This window comes from Lentzea sp. NBRC 102530, from assembly GCF_030269365.1.
Lineage (GTDB): Bacteria > Actinomycetota > Actinomycetes > Mycobacteriales > Pseudonocardiaceae > Lentzea.
This window is the reverse complement of the sequence record NZ_BSTF01000005.1, coordinates 180,791-198,658: the sequence shown is the minus strand read 5'-3', so window position 1 is coordinate 198,658 and position 17,868 is coordinate 180,791. Positions and strand designations below refer to the sequence as shown.

At 70.5% G+C, this 17,868-nt stretch carries 13 protein-coding genes; 6 read left to right on the top strand and 7 right to left on the bottom strand.

The annotated features are described in order from the left end of the window. Positions 1-94 precede the first annotated feature (94 nt). Positions 95-895: a universal stress protein gene (locus QSK25_RS15255; RefSeq protein ID WP_285638888.1), complete on the top strand. Its 801-nt coding sequence runs from the start codon at positions 95-97 to the stop codon at positions 893-895. Here QSK25_RS15255 and QSK25_RS15250 read toward each other — a convergent pair. From QSK25_RS15250 to mraZ, 5 genes are all read right to left on the bottom strand, one after another. Next, the gene (locus QSK25_RS15250; protein ID WP_285638887.1) at positions 892-1,875 is read right to left on the bottom strand and encodes a putative glycoside hydrolase; all 984 of its coding nucleotides are present in this window, start codon (positions 1,873-1,875) and stop codon (positions 892-894) included. The genes QSK25_RS15255 and QSK25_RS15250 overlap by 4 nt on opposite strands. A 302-nt stretch (positions 1,876-2,177) precedes the next feature. Further along, a complete protein-coding gene (locus QSK25_RS15245) occupies positions 2,178-4,088 on the bottom strand; it encodes a peptidoglycan D,D-transpeptidase FtsI family protein (protein ID WP_285638886.1) in 1,911 nt (636 codons plus the stop codon). Position 4,089: 1 nt separating this feature from the next. Further along, a complete protein-coding gene (ftsL, locus tag QSK25_RS15240; protein ID WP_285638885.1) occupies positions 4,090-4,662 on the bottom strand; it encodes a cell division protein FtsL in 573 nt (190 codons plus the stop codon). Next, entirely contained in the window at positions 4,659-5,612 is a 954-nt protein-coding gene (rsmH, locus tag QSK25_RS15235) for a 16S rRNA (cytosine(1402)-N(4))-methyltransferase RsmH (protein WP_285638884.1), read from the bottom strand. The genes ftsL and rsmH overlap by 4 nt, the downstream gene beginning before the upstream one ends. Positions 5,613-5,779: 167 nt before the next feature. Next, positions 5,780-6,211: a division/cell wall cluster transcriptional repressor MraZ gene (mraZ, locus tag QSK25_RS15230; protein ID WP_053733094.1), complete on the bottom strand. Its 432-nt coding sequence runs from the start codon at positions 6,209-6,211 to the stop codon at positions 5,780-5,782. A gap of 587 nt (positions 6,212-6,798) precedes the next feature. On the opposite strand from mraZ, the gene QSK25_RS15225 reads away from it, so the two are divergent. The 3 genes from QSK25_RS15225 to QSK25_RS15215 are packed head-to-tail and all read left to right on the top strand — an operon-like array spanning position 6,799 to position 11,676. Continuing rightward, positions 6,799-7,851, top strand: a complete 1,053-nt coding sequence (locus QSK25_RS15225; protein ID WP_502881847.1) for an AAA family ATPase — start codon at positions 6,799-6,801, stop codon at positions 7,849-7,851. Between the two features lie 2 nt (positions 7,852-7,853). After that, the gene (locus QSK25_RS15220) at positions 7,854-9,128 is read left to right on the top strand and encodes a DUF58 domain-containing protein (RefSeq protein ID WP_285638883.1); all 1,275 of its coding nucleotides are present in this window, start codon (positions 7,854-7,856) and stop codon (positions 9,126-9,128) included. A 1-nt stretch (position 9,129) separates the two neighbouring features. After that, positions 9,130-11,676 carry a transglutaminase TgpA family protein gene (locus QSK25_RS15215; RefSeq protein ID WP_285638882.1) on the top strand — a complete coding sequence of 849 codons (2,547 nt, stop codon included), beginning with the start codon at positions 9,130-9,132 and terminating at the stop codon, positions 11,674-11,676. A gap of 66 nt (positions 11,677-11,742) precedes the next feature. Here QSK25_RS15215 and QSK25_RS15210 read toward each other — a convergent pair whose 3' ends face one another. Next, positions 11,743-12,141: an SCO2097 family morphological protein gene (locus tag QSK25_RS15210; protein ID WP_285638881.1), complete on the bottom strand. Its 399-nt coding sequence runs from the start codon at positions 12,139-12,141 to the stop codon at positions 11,743-11,745. Between the two features lie 283 nt (positions 12,142-12,424). Here QSK25_RS15210 and QSK25_RS15205 point away from each other — a divergent pair, with 283 nt between their 5' ends. Then, a complete protein-coding gene (locus QSK25_RS15205; protein ID WP_285638880.1) occupies positions 12,425-12,931 on the top strand; it encodes a hypothetical protein in 507 nt (168 codons plus the stop codon). Continuing rightward, on the top strand, positions 12,931-14,469 hold the full coding sequence (locus QSK25_RS15200) for an alkaline phosphatase D family protein (RefSeq protein WP_285638879.1): 1,539 nt from the start codon (positions 12,931-12,933) through the stop codon (positions 14,467-14,469). Before QSK25_RS15205 ends, QSK25_RS15200 begins: the two co-directional genes overlap by 1 nt. A gap of 113 nt (positions 14,470-14,582) precedes the next feature. Here QSK25_RS15200 and QSK25_RS15195 read toward each other — a convergent pair whose 3' ends face one another. Continuing rightward, a complete protein-coding gene (locus QSK25_RS15195; RefSeq protein WP_285638878.1) occupies positions 14,583-17,735 on the bottom strand; it encodes a S8 family peptidase in 3,153 nt (1,050 codons plus the stop codon). Between the last annotated feature and the right edge of the window lie 133 nt (positions 17,736-17,868).

Genomic DNA, 17,868 nt, shown 5'->3' with positions numbered 1-17,868 from the left:
CGTCCGGCCGAACAAGTTCCTGCCCGCCTTGTGACTTCCGGCCCTGCAAGCCCTGCTCCGGCTGCGGTGAGGTAGAGCGCGGCAGGAGGCGGCGATGAGAACACGCACGGCGGTGGAACCCAGGAGGTTCTCGTTCTGGGCACCGGATTTCAGCAGGTCCGTCACGGTGGGGGTGGACACCTCCGAATTCGCCTACCAGGCGTTCGAGTGGGCCGCGCGGCACGCGTGGTCACTGAGGACGGACCTCCAGGTGTACCTCGCGGACCCCGGCGACACGACGGTCCAGAAGGTCCTGGAACGACTGCCGATGCTCACCGCCCACTTCCGCCCCAGTGGTGACGACCCGGTGGCCGCACTGGTGGGGGCGTCGGATTCGAGCGCGATCTTGGTCTTGGGGTGCAAGGGAGAACAGCACCGCGGCCTGGGTCTGGGATCCCTCGTCCTGCCGGTGTTGCGCCGCGCGCGGTGCGGGGTCGTGGTGGTGCGCGGACGGCCTGAGGCGATCCGCGGCGAACACGGCTGGGTCACCGCTGCCGTCGGCGGGTGCGAGGACCCGGTCGTGCTGCGGCGCGCGGTCGAGCTCTGCCGCACCCGCCGAGCGCGGCTGCGGTTGCTGCACGTCCACCTGCCGGCGCAGCACGAGTCGTCGGTGCCGCGGGACGAGGCCGCGGTGCGCCGGGCCGTGTTGTTCCTGCGGACGACGGCTCCCGAGCTGACGCCCGAGGTGCGGGTGGAGGCGCGGCACCCGCACGAGTCGCTCGCGTCGCTGGACTCCGACCTCGTCGTGGTGGGACGCGGCGGACAGCACGACGGGGTCGGGCTGGTCACGCGGGCCGCGCTGCACCACGCGTCGTGCCCGGTGCTGGTCGCGCGGGCGGAGCCGACAGGCGACTAGCAGTCGTCCTTGCGCAGCACCGTCCCGGTCGTGCCGGGCAGGGCCACGAAGCTCACCGGCGCGCCGTGCTCGTTGACCTGCGTCTCAGCGAGGCGGACGGTGAACGGGGCGCTGCCGGTGCGGTTGGCGTTGACGATCACGGTGCCGCACTCGAAGTCGCGCTGGTGCACGTTCTTCGCGATCTCGAAGTGCTCGCCGAGCGGGGCGCCGAGGTCCCAGTCGTACTCGGTGCGCCACTGCGACGGGTCGTCGTAGCGGTCGGTGTGCTGGATCTCGGAGATCGCCGCGTTCTCGCCCGCCGCCAGCAGGTAGCTCGCGAAGGCGTAGCGGAACGGCTGTTCGGCGCCGCTGTGGTGCGGCTGCACCCAGGTGATCTTGCCCTTGGCCTCGTTGGCGGTGATCTGCTCGACCTGCCTGCTCCAGCCCTGCGCGTACTCGGAGAGCAGGTCGGAGTCGCCGAAGGTCAGCCACCACTCGTCGAACCCGCCGTCGAGGTGTTCGACGTAGCTGTCCCACGCGCCGTCGTGCAGGCGGGCGTTCGACATGTTCGCGACGGTCTTGAGGCCCGCGCCGACGAACTTCTGCCGGGTGTTGGCGAGCATCGAGCGGTAGGCGTCGCGCATCGCGGCGTCGGTCGGGTACTTCGCCGGGCACACGCCGTCGTGGTAGGTGTCGCAGGCGAACAGGGCGTTGTCCATGAAGACGCCGTCGAACGCACCGGCCGACGACTTCACGACGTTGTCCGCCCACGCGTTCTGGTACTCGACGTTGCCGACGTCCATCTGCCAGTGGTCCTCGTAGCCGTCGTACTCGAACCGGTCGCCCGAGGCGTCGGTCAGGAACCACGACGGGTCGGCCGCGCAGTACCCGACACCGGTGGGGAGATCGACGTCGTCGACGCCGTTCTCGCAGGCGTAGCCACGCGTGGAAGAAAGATCTTTGTAGACGAAGGTCTGGATCTTGGGATTAGCCGCTTTCAACTTCGCCGCAAGATCCTTTTCCCAGGCGTTCAGAACAACGTGAGAACGTCGCTGAGCCTCAGCGGAGATCATTTTCTCACTGGTCGGCGTGCTGTTCATGTGGAGCCAGAAAGAATCAACCACGGACGGATCCTCATCTGCCTGAGCTGCGGGAATGATCGTCACCGCCAGGACGCCCGCCAAGATCGCAATGCCGAAGGAACGCACGCCGAACCCCATCTCGCCTTACCACTCCGGTTTCGGAGCATTAGACGTGATGGATTGCGTCTCATTACGACGAGATATTCACCGATAACATTTGACTACATCTGCAGCTGCACGAACGGCGTCTGCTCCGCCGACATCGGCACCTGGAACCGCTGCGTCAGGAACGTCGCGATGTCGTGGAACAGCGGCGCCGCCGACGAGCTGAACTGGGTGCCGGTGGGCGCGTCCAGCATGATCCCCACGACGTAGCGCGGGTTGTCCGCCGGCAGGATCCCGGCGAACGTGATCCAGTACTGCGACTGCGAGTAGCACTTGCAGTTCTGGTCGATCTGCTGCGCCGTGCCGGTCTTGCCCGCGACCTGGTAGCCGGGCACCGCGGCCTGCTTGCCGGTGCCGTTCTGGTTCGCGTCGCGCGGGTCGGACTGCGTGACCGAGCGGAACATGTCGCGGACGGTCTTCGCGGTCTCCGCCGACACGACGCGAACGCCGTCGGGCCGTTGCTTCTCCGACCGCGCGCCCTCCTCGCCGATCTCGGCGCGGATCAGCCGCGGCGGGATGCGCACGCCGTCGTTCGCGATGGCCTGGTACATGCCGGTCATCTGCAGCAACGTCATCGAGAGGCCCTGGCCGATCGGCAGGTTGCCGAAGGTCGAGCCGGACCACTGGTTGAGCGGCGGGACCTGGCCCGCCTCCTCTGCCGGGACGCCGGACTGAGTGCGGCGGCCGAGACCGAACTTCTGCAGCATCTCGGCGTAGCGCTCCTGGCCGACCTCCTGGGCGGCGAGCAGCGTGCCGACGTTCGAGGACTTCGCGAACACGCCGGTGAACGACATCGGCACGGTCGGGTGGTTCCAGGCGTCGCGGATGGTCCGGTCGGCGACCTTGATCGACCCCGGCACCTGGAGCACGTCGTCCGGCTTGTGCAGGCCGTACTCGACGGCGGCCGCGGCCGTGACGATCTTGTTCACCGAGCCGGGCTCGAAGCTGTAGGCGACGGCGGTGTTGCGCTTCTGGTCCTCGGTGGCCTTGCCGAAGTCCGTCGGGTCGTACGTCTTGTCGTTGGCCATCGCGACGATCTCGCCGGTGCGGCTGTCCAGCACCACGGCGGAACCGTTCTTCGCACCCGACTTCTTGGTGTAGTCGGAGACCATCCTCTGCACGGCGTACTGGGTGTCGATGTCGATCGTCAGCTCGAGGCTGCGGCCGGGCTGCGGCTTGACGAGTTCCTTCTCGGTGTTCGGGATGACGAGGGTGTCGTCGCCCGACATCGTGTCGACCACGCGGCGGCCGGTGCGGCCGGCGAGCACGTTGTCCTGCGCGTTCTCCAGCCCGAGGATGCCCTGGACGGTCGGCGGCTTCTCGCCCTCGCGCCAGTTCGCCGCGCCGATGATGTTCGAGGCCACGTCGCCGTTGGGGTAGATGCGCTTGGAGCGGTACTCCGAGCCGATGTCCGCCGGGAACTTCTCGACGATCTTCGCGGCCTTGGCCGGCTCGGCCTCCCTGGCCAGCACCTCGTAGGTGATGTCCTGCACGAGCTGCTGGTAGATCGACTCCTCGTCGGTCTTCTCGCCGTTGACCTCGGGGCCGAGCGTCGCCGACATGAACTTCGCGATCTCGCGCGCGTGGTCCTCGTACGTGCCGGGGTACTTCTTCGCGTCCTTCGCGTGCGCCTCGTCCCACGTCTTGCGGGCGCGCTGCGGCAGGACGTACAGCGCGCGCACCTCGATCGAGAACGCGAGCTGGTTGCCGTTGCGGTCGAGGATCGAGCCGCGTTCGGCGGGGATGTCGATCGGCGTCGTGCGCTGCTTCTGCGCCTGCTGCGACAGCTCCGCCGCCTGGATGCCCTGCACCTGGACGAGCTTGACGCCCGCGATCAGCAGCGCGCCGATCAGCAGGACGCGGCCGACGGCGATGCGCACCCTGCTGTTGCCGCCCAGCCGGGTGGCGGGACGAGAACCGCGCACGGACAGCGGCCGGCGCGGTCCCCTGGTCTGCGGACCCGGCATCTCAGCCGCCCGCCGGAGGCGTCTGACCGGCCGGGGGCTGCTGGCCCGCGGGCGGCGGCGGGTTCTCCGACGACGGCGGGGGCGGCGGCGTCGACTTGGTCGCCGGGCTCGGCTTGCCGAACTCCTCGATCGAGCCGTCCGGGTTCTGCCGCAGCCTCGCCGGGTTCGTCGGCTCGACGAGTCCCATCTCGCCCGCGCGGCGCGCGAGGTCGGTCGGCGACTCCAGCAACGCCACCTCTCGGCGCAGCTGCTCCATCTGCAACGTCAGCCGCTCGGCCTCGGCCCGCGCCTCCTGCAGGCGGTAGGTGTCGGCGGCGGCCTGGGTCGAGAAGTACAGGATCCCGGCGACGCCCGCGCCGAGCACGAGCATCACGAGCACGACGAAAGGCGCCTTGGACGCGACCTTCTGCTGCGGCGCGGCCGAACCGCCCCGCAGGTTCTGGGCGCGCTGGGCCCGGCGGGCGTAGGCGCGCTCGGCACCGGCCGAGCGGCGGCGAGCCTTGTCCTCCTGCTCGCGCTTGTCCTTGGACGGGTCGCGCGGCGACGGCCCGCCGACGCGTGCGGGTGCCGTCATCTCGGTTCTCCGATCCGCTCCGCCGCCCGCAGGCGCACGGGCGCCGCACGCGGGTTGTCCTCGATCTCCTGCTCGTTCGCCAGCTCGGCGCCCTTGGTCAGCAGCTTGATCTCGGGCCCGTGGCCCGGCAGCTCGACCGGCAGCCCCGGCGGGGTCTTCGACTTCGCCAGCTCCGCGAACGCCTGCTTGACCATCCGGTCCTCGAGGGACTGGTAGGACTCCACGACGATCCGCCCGCCGACGCCGAGCACGCCCAGTGCCGCGGGCAGCGCCAGCCGCAACGACTCCAGCTCGCCGTTGACCTCGATCCGCAACGCCTGGAACGTGCGCTTGGCCGGGTGCCCGCCGGTGCGCCGCGAGGCCGCGGGCACGACGGCGTAGAGCAGCTCGACCAGCCGACCGGAGTTGGTGAACGGCTCCTTGTCGCGTTCGCGCAGCACCGCCGAGGCGATCTTGCCCGCGAACCGCTCCTCGCCGTAGGTCGAGAGGATCCGCGCGAGGTCGCCGTGCGAGTACGTGTTGAGCACGTCCGCGGCCGTCATGCCGGTGCCCTTGGACATCCTCATGTCGAGCGGGGCGTCCTTGGAGTACGCGAACCCGCGTTCCTCCTCGTCGAGCTGCAACGAGGAGACGCCGAGGTCCATCAGCACGCCGTCGACCCGCGAGTACCCGAGGTCCTCGACGGCCTCGTCGATGTGGTCGTAGGTGACGTTGACGAGCTTGACCCGGTCACCGTGCCGCGCGAGCCTCTTGCCGGCCATCTCGATGGCCTGCGGGTCGCGGTCGAGCCCGATGAGGGTGAGTTCCGGGTGCGCGCTCAGCAGCGCGTCGGAGTGGCCGCCCATGCCGAGGGTCGTGTCGACAACGATGGCAGGCTTGCCGTGCAGCGCTGGAGCGAAGAGTTCCAGGACGCGGTCCAGCAGCACCGGAACGTGCCGCGGCTGATCCATGTCCCTCTACTCCCCTTAATGCGCGTTTCGGGTGACGTCAGGTCCCCGCCCGCCCGTCGAACCTGGCGCCGGGGAAGGTGCGCCAGGGCCGATAGTCGAGCGGACCGAGGCCTCACGGCACCCGAATCGCGTGTGGAACATCCGGCCTGTTGCTCGGCTGACCGCCATCAGAAGACGCCCGGAATGACCTCCTCGCGAGCGGTGGCGTAGCCGTCCTCGTGCTCGTCGAGATAGGTCTGCCAGGCCGCCGCGTCCCAGATCTCCAACCTGGTGAACGCGCCGACGACCACGCACTCCTTGGTCAACCCGGCATACCGGCGCAGTTCCGGTGCGATCAGGACGCGGCCCTGACCGTCCGGACGCTGCTCGTCCGTACCCGCGAACAGATACCGCTGATAGGCGCGTACGGCGTCGTTGGTGAACGGCGCCTCGGCGACCTTCCTCGCCATCTGCTCGAACTCAGCCCGGGGGAACACGTACAGGCAGTGGTCCTGGCCCTTGGTGACCATGAGACCTCCCGCCAGTTCGTCCCGGAACTTCGCAGGCAGTGTCAGCCGACCTTTGTCGTCGAGGCGCGGGTAGTGAGTGCCGAGGAACACGGCAGCCACCTCCCTTGCCGGGCGACGAGACCGGCAGTGGAGCCCCCGTCTGCCCCACCGGCCGCCACAGTACCCCACTTTTCACCACAGTCAACGTTGAAAGAGGTGTTTGCGCAGCATGTCGAAACTCGTTTGTGCAGGTAGACGCCGTGGGGCGGCGTGGGGGGACGGTGGGGGAACTCGTGCGGCACCACCGTGGCGGGTGAGGGTTCAGCGGCGAATAAGCACTCGAACGGCCTAGAAAAATCCAGGAAAACGGCGTGTGACGGCGGGGTGGTGGGGGAAGGTGGACAGAGGTGGCGCGAACCCGCTCGAGCCCGCAGGTGCGGGGCACTCGGCAGGGGTCCGGCCGACGCGAGCGAAGGCGGACGGCATGGGTGTCCACGGGTCATGGTCCGAAGCTGTCGGTGCCACCCGCTACCGTGGTGACGAAATGGTCACGGTGACCCCGGCCTGCCGGTGTGCGCCCGATCCGACCACTGGACGCTCGCTGGTTCACACTTCGGGTAACGGCGCTTAGCCGTGGTTTGACACACTGCGTGAAACGCTCACACGTCCGTGTTCCGGACACGGCTGCTGGAGGTTTAGTGACGCCGGGAAGCCCAAGCGCGAACAGTCACGCGCCGGTCGATCAGGTTCTGGGTGAGTTGCACGGCGCCGTCCAGCGGATCGCCGCCAACGTGGAGCGGGTGCTCGTCGGCAAACCCGACGTGGTCCGCCTCGCCCTGGTCACGCTGCTCGCCGAAGGGCACCTGCTGGTCGAGGACGTGCCGGGCGTCGGCAAGACCTCGCTGGCGAAAGCGCTTGCCCGTTCGATCGACTGCACGGTGAGCCGCGTGCAGTTCACACCCGACCTGCTGCCGAGCGACATCACCGGCTCGTCGATCTACAACCGGCAGGAGAACGACTTCGAGTTCCGGCCGGGCCCGATCTTCGCGAACATCGTGGTCGGCGACGAGATCAACCGCGCCTCCCCCAAGACGCAGTCCGCGTTGCTGGAGTGCATGGAGGAGCACCAGGTCACGGTCGACGGCAACACCTACCCGCTGGGGTCGCCGTTCATGGTGATCGCGACGCAGAACCCGATCGAGATGGAGGGCACCTACGCCCTTCCCGAGGCGCAGCGCGACAGGTTCACCGCGCGCGTGTCGGTCGGGTACCCGGACCCGCAGGCAGAGCTCGCGATGGTCGACGAGCACGCGGGCCACAACCCGCTCGACGACCTGCGGCCGGTCTCGGACGCCGCGCAGATCCTGCGGCTGATCGAGGCCGTGCGCCGGGTGCACCTCTCGCCGGAGGTCCGCCGGTACGCCGTCGAGCTGGTCTCGGCCACGCGCCGCCTGCCGGAACTGCGCCTCGGCGCCTCGCCGCGCTCGACGCTGCACCTCGTGCGGGCCGCCCGCGCGCAGGCCGCGCTGGCCGGTCGCGACTTCGTGGTGCCGGACGACGTCCACGCGGTGGCGATCCCGGTGCTGGCCCACCGGCTGGTGCTGACCGCGGAGGCCCAGGCCGCCCGCCGGTCCCCCGCCGAACTGATCAGGGCGCTCCTGCAGCGCGTGCCGGTGCCCACCGCGGCGCTGGACCCGAGTGCGGCGTTCGTCCGCAGCATGAACAACAACAACGCAGGGACGCCACGCTAACGATGCGCACCGCACTCTCCGGTCTGACCACGCGCGGAAGATGCTTGCTGGCCGCGGGGTTCGCCGCCGGAGTGTGCGCCGCCGTGCTGAACGAGCGCGACCTGCTGCGGGTCGCGGCCTTCGTGATCGCGCTCCCGCTGCTGGCCGCGTGGCTCGCGACGAGGGCCCGGGTGGGGTTGCACGCCGCCCGGTACCTCGCCCCGAGCCGGGTGCCGGTCGGCGCCGCGTCCGAGGTGAAGCTCGACCTGCGCAGCACCGGCCGGCTGCCCACGGGCGGGCTGATGCTGGAGGACACCGTCCCGTACGCCCTGGGCGCGCGGCCGCGGTTCCTCGTCGAGCGGCTGCCCCGCAACACGCCGACGTCCCTGCGCTACCCGCTCAAGCCGGTGATGCGCGGGATCCAGCAGGTCGGGCCGCTGATGGCGCGGATCACCGACCCGTTCGGCCTGGCCGAGTTCGACCGCGAACTCGCCGGCCGGTCACGCCTCGTCGTGGTGCCCAGGGTCGTGCGGCTGGCGGGGTTGCCCGGCGGGTCCGGCATGGGCGCGGGCGACGACGGCTCGGTGCGGTTGCGCGCCGGTCAGGGCGAGGACGACGCGGTCGTGCGGCCGTACCGGCAGGGCGACGACCTGCGGAAGGTGCACTGGCGGTCGACCGCCCGGCGCGACGAGCTGATGGTGCGCGTCGAGGAACGCCCGTGGCGCGGCGGCACGACGGTGCTGATCGACCACCGGGTGCACGCGCACCGGGGCAGCGGGCCGACGGCGTCCCTCGAGTGGGCGATCTCGTTCGCCGCCTCGATCTGCCTGCACCTGCACCACTTCGGGCACCAGGTCCGCCTGGTCTCCGAGGACGGCCGGGTGCTCGCGGGCGGCTCGTCCGACGGCGGGCACAGCGACCACGTGGTGCTGGACTCGCTCGCGGCGTTGCAGGGTTCGCACCGCCGTGAGCTGAGCGGCGGCACCGACCCCGGCGCGGGCCAGGAGGTCATCGCGGTGCTGGGCGGGCTGTCCCCGGCGTCGGCGGAGGAGCTGATCCGGTACCGGCCGCGCGGCACCCGCAGTCTCGCGGTGCTGCTCGACGTGAACGCCTGGTCCGGTGGCGGTGACAACGGGGCCCAGGCCGCTCCCGACCCCGAGGACGCCCGGCGGTTGCTCGCGGGCGCGGGCTGGGGCGTGGCCATCGCGAAGCCGTCCGCGTCGATGCAGCAGGTGTGGCAGGAGTTGTGCGCCTCGGCAGGAACCCGGGGTCCGTCGTTCCGCTCGGAGGTGGGCTGAGATGGGGAGCCGTTCCGCTCCTGCCAGAAGCACCGAACCGGAGTGGTTCACCTCGGCGACGCCGTGGATCGCCGCGCTGGCCGTGCTGTGCGCGTCGACCGCGCTGTCCGGGGTGATCGAGGGCGACCTGTGGCTCGTCCGGATCGGCGTGATGATCGTCGCGATCACCGTGACCGGCGCCTTCCTGCGCGCGACCCGGCTGACCCCGCCGCTGGTCGCGGTCGCCCAGGTCTTCGTGCTGTTGTGCCTGCTCACCGCGTTGCACACGCGGTCGGGCATCTTCCTGTTCATCCCCGGCCCCGACGCTCTGGGCGAGCTCGGCGACGTGCTCGCGGAGTCGGTGGCGCAGGTGCAGACCGGGGTTCCGCCGGTGCACGCGTCGCCGGCGATCCAGGCGCTCGTGGTGCTCGCGATCGGCCTGGTCGCGATCCTGGTCGACACGCTCGCGGTGGCCGCGGCGGCGCCGGCGGCGTCCGGGCTGGTGCTGCTGTGCGTGTTCGCGGTGCCCGCGTCGCTCGCCGACGAGATGCTGCCGTTCTGGACGTTCGTGCTGGGCGCGGCGGCGTTCGCGATGCTGCTCGCGGTCGACGGCCAGCACCGGCACGTGGCGTGGCGGGGCAGGCTCGGGTCCGGCTCGGCCAGCGGGTCCGGCGGTTCGGCGACGTCGGTGGCGGCCATCTCGATGGTGATCGCGCTGGTGGTCGGCGCGGCGTTCACGTTCGTCGGCACGGTCGGGCGGCTGCCCGGCAGCGGCTCGCTGGGCCCCGGCCGGGGCGGCATCGGCCTGAGCGAGATGACGTCGTTGCGCGGCATGCTGAACCGCGGCCAGTCCGCCGAGGTGTTCATCGTGCGCGGCATGCCGAAGGAGGAGCCCGTGTACATGCGGGCGTCCACGCTCGCGCAGTACGTGCCGAACAAGGGCTGGGAACGCGGCTCGCCTCCCGGCGGTTCGGCCGCCCGCGGTGAACTCCCGCCCCAGGCGGGCGACCGGGGCGAGGGCAACTCCGTCACGATCAGCATCGAGCCGCGCAGCTGGCGGAGCTACTGGCTGCCGACCTACGGCAAGGTCCGCTCCATCCAGACGCCGGACGACCAGTACCAGTTCGACCCGAAGAAGGGAGTGATCTACTCCCAGCAGGAGCGCGAACCGGAACCGTACGAGATCAACACGGTGCTGTCGGTCCCGACGAACAAGTCGCTGCGCCTCGCCCCGACCCAGGCCAACGCGGTCGACCGCGAGTACTACGGGTACAACGGCGTCGAGCAGGAGGTCCAGGACCTCGCGAAGAAGATCGTCGAGGGCGCCACCAACGACTTCGACAAGGCCGAGAGGCTGACCGACTTCTTCCACGGCCCGGAGTTCAAGTACGAGCTCAAGACCCAGGGCGACGTCAACAGAGACGCGCTGACCGACTTCGTGACCAGGAGCAAGGTCGGTTTCTGCGAGCAGTACGCCTCCGCGATGGCCGCCATGGCGCGCGTGGTGGGGCTGCCGTCGCGGGTGGCGATCGGCTTCACCGCCGGTGTGCTGTCGCCCGATCAGAGCTACCGCACGATCAGCACGGAGGACGCGCACGCGTGGGTCGAGATCTTCTTCCCGACCTACGGCTGGATGACGTTCGACCCGACGCCGGTCGACGACGGGCGCGGCATCGTGCCGCCGTACCTGCGCGACGAGGCCCAGGGTGAGGAGGAGCTGCCGACCGGCGAGACGCAGACCGAGACGACGGCGCCGTCCGTGACGGGTTCGGCGCAGGCCTCCACCTCGCCCGACGGCACGGAAGACGCCGCCGCCATCGGTGACGCGACCGCGGAGGACACGTCGAAGGACTGGGTCCCGTGGGCTCTGGGCGGCGCCGTCGTGGTCGCGCTGGCCTTCCAGTTGTTCCGGCGCCGGGTCGCCAGCACGGTCGTCCCGCCCGACGGACCACCGGGGAACCAGCCGAACTGGAACGAGCCGGGCCAGGACGGGGCGACGACGAGGGTCCGGAAGAAGTCGTGGCTGGTGCCGCTGCGCCGTTACGGCGGTCTGATCTCGGCCGTGCTGTGGGCGGTGGTGGTGCTGCTCGCGGTGGCCTGGTTGTCGTACGTCGTCATGGCGGTCGTGCTGCTGCTGTTCATCGCGGCGACCCCCGCGGCCGTGCGGGAGCTGCGGCGGCGTGGACGGTTGCGCGAGGTCATCGGGCTCGGCCCGAACGCGGCGTCGGCTGCCTGGAGCGAGCTCCTCGCCGAGTCGATCGACCGCGGCGCGCCCGTGCCGTCCGCCGAGACGATCCGGATCGCGGCCCGCCGCCTCGCCCGCGAGCACAACCTCGACGACGCGGGCAAGGACGGCCTGCGCACGGTGATCGGGGCGATCGAGCGGTCCTGGTACAGCCCGAACCCAGCAGCCGACCCGGCGTTGCCCGCGGCTCTGGAGGCGGTGCGGCAGTCGTTGCGGCAGAACGCGCCGCTGTCGTGGAAGGCGAAGCTGTTCCCGAAGTCGGTGCTGAAGCCGGCACCCGCGCCGGTGGCCGACGTGCCGGACCGCGAGCCGGCCGGGGTCTGAGTTCCTGCTCAACGCGACAGGCCCGCTCCCCATCAGGGGGCGGGCCCGTCGCGTTGGATCTGCGGGTTACTGCTCTTCGTCGAAGCGACGACGGAAGCGCTCTTCCATCCGTTCGGAGAACGAGCTGCGGCTGCGCGCGGGCTTGCCGCCGTCCTCCTGCGCTCCCTCGGCGACCTGGTCACCGCGACGCAACGTCGTCAGGGTGATGAGAGCACCGAAGAACATGAGCAGGAAGCCGAAGACGCTCACCACGGGGATGCTGGCGATCGAGAGCTGCGGGAGCATCACGCCGGTGATGAGCGCGGCCACGCCGACCACGAACAACACGATGCCCTGCACGCGGCGTCGCTTGGACGGCCGCCGCAACTTGGCGCCCCGTACGGTAGATGCGAACTTCGGGTCCTCGGCGTAGAGCGCGCGCTCGATCTGGTCGAGCAGTCGCTGCTCGTGCTCGGAGAGTGGCATCGTTCCTCCTCCGGCACAGCGGTCGCGGGCGCCGGGTGTTTTCGGTTTCCGCCGAACCCGGCGGACGACCCACCCCTGGGGACGTCACCTTCCAGGATACGATCCGCGCGCCCCGGCGACTACCCAGTCGGCCTTCTCATACGGTCTGTTCTGTCACCATCATCCTCCTGGGGCAGTGGTGAGGCCTTCGTGAGGCTCGCTCACCCCCCTTGTGGCCTTCCGTTCACGCCTGATTCGACTTCCTGATCCGTCCTGGACGGCCCCGCTTGCTCGGATCGGTCGCATGACCGAACTCATCGTCAACGGCGCCGCCGAGCAGGGCCTGACCGGCTGGCTCGTGGTCGCGGGCGCCCCGATCGTGCTGCGGTACGACACGGGCCAGGGGTATCCGGGGCCCGGTGATCCCGGTCCGGCTCAGCGGGGGTCGTCGTTCTTCGGCGGCGGCGACACGCCCCTGAGCACGCTGCGACAGAGCGTGACATTGCCGCGGCGGGCGTCTCAGTTCGCCGTGTCCGGGTGGCTCGGCGGCTACGCCGAGCAGCAGGACGGCGCGCGGCTGTCCGTCGAGTTCCTCGACGCGGGCGGCACACCGCGCGGTCTGGTGGTGCTCGGCCCGGTCACTGCCGAGGAGCGCGGGGGCCGCACGGGCCTGCTGGAGCGGACGTTCGGCGGCACGGTGCCGCCGGGCAGCAAGACGGCGGTCGTCACCCTGCAGATGACCCGATCCGGTGGCGGCACGTCGAACGACGGCTACGCGGACAACATCTCGTTCACCGTGGAGGCCCGCTGATGCTGAACCGACGTGATCTCCTGCGCGCCGCGGCCGCCGCCGGCGCTCTCGGCACCGCGTGGCCGCTGGCCGCGGGCCTGTCCCCCGCGCAGGCCCACGCGGCCGCGCTCGACCTGGGTGCGTCGTGGGACCCCGCGCCGTTCACGCTCGGCGTCGGCTCCGGGGACCCGTTGCCGGACAGCGTGATCCTGTGGACGCGCCTCGCTCCCGAACCGCTGGCGTTCGAGCAACCGCTGCCCGAGATCGTCGAGGTGCAGTGGTCCGTCGCGCTGGACCGCACGATGCGTTCGAAGGTCGCCCGCGGCACGGTCGCGGCCTCGAACCTGTTGGGGCACAGCGTGCACGTGCCGGTCGCGGGCCTGCATCCCGGCCGCACCTACTACTACCAGTTCTCGGCGCTGGGCAAGCGTTCCCGTGTCGGGCGCACCCGCACGGCCCCCGTCGGCGCGGTGTCGCGCGTCCGGTTCGCGACGGCGAACTGCCAGGCGTTCCACGACGGCTTCTACGCCGCACACCGCGGCATCGCCGCGGAGAACGTGGACTTCGTCGTGCACCTCGGCGATTACATCTACGAGCACGGCCAGGTCAGCGGCCAGCACGTGCGCGATCACGAGGGCCCCGCCGTGCTGTCCCTTGCGGACTACCGGCGCCGCCACGCGCTCTACAAGGGCGACGCGTCGTTGCGCGACGCCCACGCCGCACACCCGTGGTTCCTCACCTGGGACGACCACGAGGTGGTGAACGACTACAGCGGCACCGAGGGTGCCGCACCGTTCGTGAAGCGCCGCGCCGCCGCCTACCAGGCCTGGTACGAACACCTGCCGATCCGTTCCGGCAGTGCGCTCGAACCGCAGATCCACCGGCGCCGCGAGTGGGGTTCCCTGGTCGACCTGACCGTTCTGGACCTGCGGCAGTACCGGTCCGCGCAGAACCTGGCCGACGGCACGATTCTGGGCGCCCAGCAGAAGAAGTGGTTGCTCGACGGCATTTCGGGCGCCCGCGAGGCGTGGCAGGTGTGGATCAACTCGATCATGCTGTCGCAGCTCGCCCGCACCGGCGGCGGCTACTACTTCACCGACCAGTGGGACGGCTTCCGGACCGAACGCCGCGAGGTGCTCGGCCACGTGGCGTCGTCCGGCATGGAGGACCTCGTCGTGCTGACCGGCGACTGGCACTCGGCGTTCGTGGACGACATCCGCCCGGACTTCGACGACCTCTCGTCGCCCGTGATCGGCACCGAGTTCACCGCGCACTCGGTCACCTCCGGCGCCTACTCGCCGGAGTGGAACGCCGTGAACGGACCGGTGATGGGAGTGGCGAACCCGCACCTGAAGTACTTCGAGGGCAACAGGTACGGCTACGACGTGTACGAGGTGACGCCTCAGCGGTTCACCACGCACATGAGGGTGATCGGGGACCGGCGCGACGCCGCGTCACCGGTGACGACGCTGACCTCGTTCCACGTCGACCGGGGCAAGGCCGGGAGCTACGAGGACCCGGCAACGGTCGGGTCTCCCGCGCAGTACCGGCGGGCCTGAAAAGTGTCAGACCCGCTGAGTAAGCTCGAAATCGGGGGTTCCCAGGCCCTGTGGGGTGAAGGCTGGGCCCCCCGAATCCGATGCTACTCAGCGGGTCTGACAGGTTCCGGCGGTCAGCTTGCGATCTTGTAGGCCCGGATGATCGTCGTCTCACCCGTGTTGCCGGCCGCGTCCGTGGTCTTGGCGCGCAGCGAGGCGAACTTCGCGTTCCTCGGGTGGTGCAGGACCAGCTTGTCGCCGGCGACCTGAGCCTGCTTCCAGGTCTTGCCGTCGTCGTAGGAGATCTCGACGGTGAGGCGTTTGACCTTCGGCGTGTTCTGCGCCTGCTCGACCTTCAGCGGGACGACCTGCACGCGGCCGCGTGCGGTGTCCTCGTCGTCGAGCTTCGGCAGGTAGCGCACGACGGTGAGCGGCAGGTGCGTGATGTCGTTGGTGTGCTTGGACTTGAAGGTCCAGGCACCGCTCACCCTCGTCGACACCTCGGCGTCGCGGCCGTGCTCCACCTCCGCGCGGTAGGTGCCTTCCTCGCCCGGTACGTCGAATACGGCGGTGGGCGTGTTCGCCTCACCGACCTTGACACCGTTGCGGGACAACGTGGTCTTCGCCGTGCCGCCGTTCACCCTGCCCGCACCGCCGTTGCTGTCGGTGAAGAGCGGGACGACCACGGCGATCTGGTCCTCCAGCCGGGCGAGGCCGGAGCGCGGCGCCTCCGGGACCGACGGGCCGAGGATCGCGGCGCCGAAGGTCTGCTCGTACTTCTTGCCTGCCTTGAAGGAACGGCTGGGCGTCTCGGTCGAGTACTCGGCGTTGTTGTCCGGGCCGACCCGATCGTAGATCCAGCTCCACTTTCCGGTCGCGGTCGTGACGAGGTCGACGGAGTGACCGCCCTCGGGGACGGGGGTGAACCAGCCGAAGCCACCGCTGCCGTCGACCGGGTGCGGCATGACGGCGACGCCGTGCTGACGGCCCTCACCAGTCGGCCGGAAGCCCGTCCTCACCTCGGCGAGCTCGCTCGCCCCTGCGGTGCGTTCGTAGCCGGTCGGCAGGCTCTTCTCGGTGTACATCATGCGGTAGCTGACCGGCGTCCTGTCGTCGCGCGGGGTGCCCTTGGCCTGTTCGGCGATCGTGGCCGAGAAGCCCTGCGGCGACGGTCCGATCTGGGCGGTGTTCGCCTGGCCCGCGAGGCCGTCGAAGAAGGCCCAGCCGTGGCCGTACGGCCTGCCCGCGACCTGGGCGCTGTAGCCGATCGTGCCGATCATGCCCTGCGCGGCGGGGTCCGGGGTCCGGAGCGCGACCGGCTTCGCCAGGCGCGTGTCGATCGTGATCGACCCCTTGCCGCTCACGGTGAACTTCGGCTGCACCACGAAGGCGACCTTGAAGTCCGCGGTGATCACCGAGGTGTCCACCAGGTACTCGCCCTTGGGCAACCGGACGTTCTTGCCCGTCCCCGGATAACCCTTGCCGGTCTGGGCGTTGACGAACACCGTGCTCTGGTTCTCGGCCGGGTTGCCGTCGGCGCCGAGCACCGCGACCGCGGTGTCGTAGCTCTCGACCTCCCGGTTGACGCTCACCAGCGTGCGCAGGCCGTTCGACGCGACGACCGCGCCGCTGTAGGCGCCGTCCGCCGCGTTGACCCTGGTGTCCGCGGTGATCGTGGCCTTGGCCTCGCCACCGGCAGGCACCGTGATCTTGGCCGGGAACACCGTGAACAGACCCGCGGGAGCGGGCTTGCCGTCCGGTCCCTTGACGTCCGCGCTCAGGTCGAGCGTGACGGCCTCGGTCCCGGGGTTGCGATAGGTGACCTCGCGGACGACCTTCTCGTCGTCCTCGTGCGGCCACTGCCGCACCCCGAAGTTGATGTTCGCCGGCTCGGCGACCACCTGCTGCGCCAGCATCTTCGGCACGTCGACCCGACCGGCGCCCTGGTCGAACGCCGTCAGCGACGGGTTCGCCCTGGCGGAAGCCATGATCGTCGCCTTGAGCCGCGGACCGGACCAGTCGGGGTGCTGCTGCTTGAGCAGCGCGACGACACCCGCGACGTGCGGCGTCGCCATCGACGTGCCGTCCATCGCGACGTGCCCCCGCGTCCCCGCCTCGGCCGCCACGATGCCGACGCCGGGCGCCGTCACGTCCGGCTTCACCGCGCCGTCCGCGGCCGGGCCACGGCTCGAGAACGACGCGATGGCGTCGTTGCGGTCCACCGCGCCCACGGTCAGCGCGGACTCGGCGCTGCCGGGCGACCCGATCGTCTCCGGACGCCCGGAGTTGCCCGCCGCGACGACGAACAGCACGCCGCTGTCCCGGGAGATCCGGTTGAGCGCCTCCTCGATCGGGTCGATCTCCGGCGTGTCACCGCCGCCCAGGCTCATGTTGACGACCTGCGCGCCCTGATCCGCCGCCCACTGCATGCCCGCGAGGATCGCCGAGTCCGGGCACCCACCGGGATGGCAGACCTTGCCGTCGAGGATCTCCGCGTCCGGCGCGACACCGCGGTACTGCTCGCCCCTGCTGGCGATGGTCGACGCGACGTGCGTGCCGTGCCCGACCTCGTCGGTGTTGTCCGGCGAGTCGGTGAAGTTCTTCTCGGCGACCTGCGTGCCCTGCAGGTCCGGGTGCGTCTCGTCGACGCCCGTGTCGAGCACCGCGACCTTCACGCCCTTGCCCGTGACACCTGCCTGCCACGCCTGCGGCGCACCGATCTGCTTGGTGCTGCGGTCGAGCGACACCTGGCGGATGCCGTCGAGCCACACCTTCTCCACCGCGCCACCGCGCAGCGACTCCCAGGCGCTGCCCGACTTCTCGGCCACACCCGTCACCAGGCCCGCGACCACTTCCTGGGCCGCCAACGCCGTCACACCCGATCGCGCGCCCGCCGCCGGCCGCACGATCAGAGGAACGCCGCCACGCCGCGCGTCGTCGTAGCCGAAGTCCGCCAGCAACGTCACGTCGAACAATCGGGCGTCGAGCTTTCCGTTGTCCACCAACGCGATCGCGTCCGCCGGCACCACGTTCTGATGCCCGTCGCGCGTGAAGGTGCGCACCGGGATCCTGCCCCGCCCCGGCCCCGGCACGACCCGCACGACGCGGTCGCCCGCCAGTTCCACGCGATCGCCGGTGATCAGCGTGACGCTGCGATCCCCTTGCCCCGGCGACTCCTGCGCGTGCGCGACGGCCGCCGTCCCCGCCGTCGTTCCCGCGGTGACGAGCCCCGCCGACAGCGCGAGCGCGGTGATCCCCCTGCGGGCACCTCGCTGTCCTGCTCTCACTGGTACCTCCAGTGCTCGATGAGGTGTTGCACCAGTGACCGTAGGGACACCGAGCGTCACCCACCTCCGCCTGAAGGCCGGAGCCCCGTGCGGGGATGTCATCCCGCAGCGGTACGAGGTCTGGCCGATCGGC